Origin of the sequence: Halogeometricum sp. CBA1124, assembly GCF_009741955.1 — an archaeon.
Classification (GTDB): domain Archaea; phylum Halobacteriota; class Halobacteria; order Halobacteriales; family Haloferacaceae; genus Halogeometricum; species Halogeometricum rufum.
Window position 1 is genome coordinate 1 of the sequence record NZ_WPCD01000295.1, and the last position, 3,013, is coordinate 3,013.

A 3,013-nucleotide genomic window follows, 5' to 3' on the forward strand; every position below is an offset into this window, starting at 1 on the left:
CGTCGGAGAGCGAGGCGACGCCGCCGGAGGCGACGACGGGGATGTCGACGGCGGCCGCGACGGCCGCCACCCGCTCGGTGCCGATTTCGGCCTCGTCGTCGGCCACGTCCTTCGTCCCGGTGGCGAAGACGGCGCCGACCCCGAGGTAGTCCGCGCCGGCGCGTTCGGCCTCGCGGGCGGCCTCGGGCGTGGAGACGGACCGCCCGACTATCGCCTCCTCGCCGAGGTGGTCGCGGGCCACCGACACCGGGAGGTCCTCGTCGCCGAGGTGGACCCCGTCCGCATCGACGGCCGCGGCGATGTCCACGCGGTCGTTCACGACGAACGCCACCCCGGCCTCGCGGGTGAGGTCGCGGAGTTCGAGCCCGAGTTCGTATCGCTCGCGCGCCGTCGCGTGCTTCTCGCGCAACTGGACCACATCGACGCCGCCGTCGATGGCGGCACGAACCACGTCCGCGGTTCCTCGCGCGCCGGAGCGGTCCCCCTGCGTCACCAGATACGTCCGCATGGGCATATTCATCGGTTGTATAGTCTGGTGTTTAGCGGCAAAACCCTGTCGGAACCCGGGGGCGCACGCGCGGTCAGTCGTCGAGGTACGCCCGAATCCGGTCGTCGTCGATGGCGTCCAGCAGTCGGTCGGCGCCCAGTGACGCCACGAGGCGGTCCGTCCCCGCCTCGGTTCGGCGGGCTATCTCCGACTCGGTGGCGTACTTGGCCATCCGTTCGTCGATGTACGCCTCGCGCACGCGTTCGACGTGCGCGGGGTCGTACTCGTCGCCGTCGGGCGAGAGGTGCGCGTCGAAGTGGTCGCGCCACGGGTCCCTGCCGCGCCACTCGTCGGTCAGGGAGGCGTCCCGCCGCACCCAGTCGTAGTACGTCGCCACGGCGTCCCAGTAGCCGTCGTCTCTGCGTGCGTCCGCGACCAGGCGGCCGCCGACGCGCGCGCCGTGCCCCGCGGCGACGATGGCCTGGTCGTCCACGCCCGAGAGGGGGCCGGCGACGTACAGTCCCTCGACGGGCGTCGCCCCCTCCGCGTCCGGGTACGACGGGTCGAGTTCCGTTCCGCCGTGGCCGTCGGGTTCGAGCATCTCCTCGTCCAGTCCGGCGAGGTAGTCGACGTCGTACTTCGTCGCCGCGACGACGCGCGGGGTTCGGACGACCGTTCCGTCCTGCGTCTCGACGGTGAAGTCGCCCTCGTCCTCGTCTCGCGCCACGGATTCGACGATTTCGGCGACGACGGTGCCGCCGGCGGCGTCGACGTGGTCGTGCATCAGCGAGTAGAACGCGTCGATGTCGATACCGCCCGGGAACCCCAGATAGTTCTCCAGGTAGCCGCACCGCCGAATCGACGACCGACCGCGGTCGAACACGACGGTATCGAAACCGTACCTGGCGGCGAAGACGGCCGCCGAACACCCCGCCGGGCCGCCGCCCACGACGACCACGTCGTTCTCCTCGCGCGTCGACGCTGTCTCGTCTGTAGCCATATTTTTAGGCCAGCCTAATCGTTCGTAAAGCCACCGGTCGCGCCTCGGATTCCCGACGTTCCCGGGCGGTGAGACAAACGTCCACTTGTGTCAACGTCGTGATTATAGTTACGGACGGCGAGGATGGAGACATGGATACGACGCGACGCACGCTGCTCAGTACCTGTGGTATCGGGACGCTCGCTCTCCTCGCCGGCTGTCTGGGTGGAGGCGGCGGCGACGGCGGCGACGGGACGGAGACAGACCTGCCGACTGACACGACGGACGACTCCGACGACACCCGGCCCAGCGGCACCGGTGGTCCCGGACTCGCCCTCGTCTCGACGGACGAACGCCCCGACGCGCCCGTTCGTCCCGAAATCGAGGTGACGCGGGACGCCGCCACGGCGGACCACCCGCCGGGACTCCGGGCGACGGTGACGAACGAGGGCGACCGGACCCTGACGCTGGGCGAGGGGCGCGCCATCGTCTTCGCCTACCGGTACGACACGTCGGACCAGTTACAGCTCCTGCCCGCGGGCGAGGACTACCCCGCCGAACCGGACTGCTGGCGTCTCACCGAACCCATCGCCGTCACGGAGGAGTACCAGATGGTGACGTTGGAGCCGGGGCGAGTCCACGAGTCGGGACCTCGAACTGTACGGCGCGCCCGGCGAGGACGCCTGCCTCCCCGTCGGCACCTTCCGGTTCGAGTCGCCGTTCTCGGTGATGGACGAACCCGACGGCGAGGAGGTAGCGTCGTTCACGTGGGGCTTCGAAGTCTCGCTGGAGTGAGCGGGGCGGGCCGTCACGACGGGGGCGGCGTCAGTCGACCGCGATTCGGAAGACGGCGACGCAGTCGATGGTCGTCTCCTGACGCGTGGCGGGGAGCACGGCGGCGTACAGTCCCGACTGCACCTCGTCGTCGAACGCGTCGAACATCGTTCGCAGTCCGGTCCACGTCATCGCGCGCCCCGGACGGGTCCTGACGGTGCCGTCCGACCGACTCGACCCGGCGGACTCCGTCGGCGTATTCGCGTCCGAGAGACGCGCCCACTTGGGGCCGCTGTTTCGCCAGAGTTCCCACTCGGTCGACTCGAACTCGATGGGCCCGTCACCGCGATTGCGGACCGAAATCGTGAAGTCGAACATCTTCTGCTCGGAGTCCAGCGTCCGCGAAGAGAGGCTGACCTCGACGCCGTTCTCGGCCGCGTCGGTGTGCGAACACGATGCGGTCGACCGGACGAACCCGCCCGGCGGACAGGGTTGCTCGGACACCGAGGGTGGTTCGCTCGCGAGGGCCGAGCACCCGGAGAGGAGACCGGTCGAACACGCGGCCGCGAGTATCTGTCGTCTCGAAGGCACGCCCGTACGTCCACCCGAGTTGATAAATCAGTTTTCCCTGTCACTCTGCGACCGCCGCGACGCGTTCGCGCGACGGCACCGCCACCTGCACGCCCTCGCGTTCGGTCGAGAGCGCGCCCGCGACGGTGGCCAGACGCACCGCCCGTTCGAAGTCCGTCCCGGCGGCCAGTTCCGCGCCGAGA

Annotated in this window: 3 protein-coding genes and 1 pseudogene; 1 reads left to right on the forward strand and 3 read right to left on the reverse strand. The window is 69.8% G+C overall.

The features are described 5' to 3' along the window. Together thiE and GJ632_RS20610 are read right to left on the reverse strand one after the other, a co-directional pair. The coding region (thiE, locus tag GJ632_RS20605; protein ID WP_191453896.1) for a thiamine phosphate synthase at positions 1-520 on the reverse strand (520 nt) is incomplete at its 3' end. Between the two features lie 61 nt (positions 521-581). Then, the gene (locus GJ632_RS20610) at positions 582-1,487 is read right to left on the reverse strand and encodes an FAD-dependent oxidoreductase (RefSeq protein ID WP_191453897.1); all 906 of its coding nucleotides are present in this window, start codon (positions 1,485-1,487) and stop codon (positions 582-584) included. 131 nt (positions 1,488-1,618) lie between these two features. Between GJ632_RS20610 and GJ632_RS26100 the strand changes: the two are divergent. Further along, a pseudogene (locus tag GJ632_RS26100) lies at positions 1,619-2,261 on the forward strand (hypothetical protein). A gap of 30 nt (positions 2,262-2,291) precedes the next feature. Here the strand turns inward: GJ632_RS26100 and GJ632_RS20620 are convergent. Further along, positions 2,292-2,831 carry a hypothetical protein gene (locus GJ632_RS20620; RefSeq protein WP_089810323.1) on the reverse strand — a complete coding sequence of 180 codons (540 nt, stop codon included), beginning with the start codon at positions 2,829-2,831 and terminating at the stop codon, positions 2,292-2,294. Positions 2,832-3,013 lie beyond the last annotated feature (182 nt).

What these genes read in the sequence shown, in the direction of transcription:
- GJ632_RS20610 (WP_191453897.1), bottom strand. Translation starts at nt 1,487, where the DNA reads ATGGCTACAGACGAGACAGCGTCGACGCGCGAGGAGAACGACGTGGTC.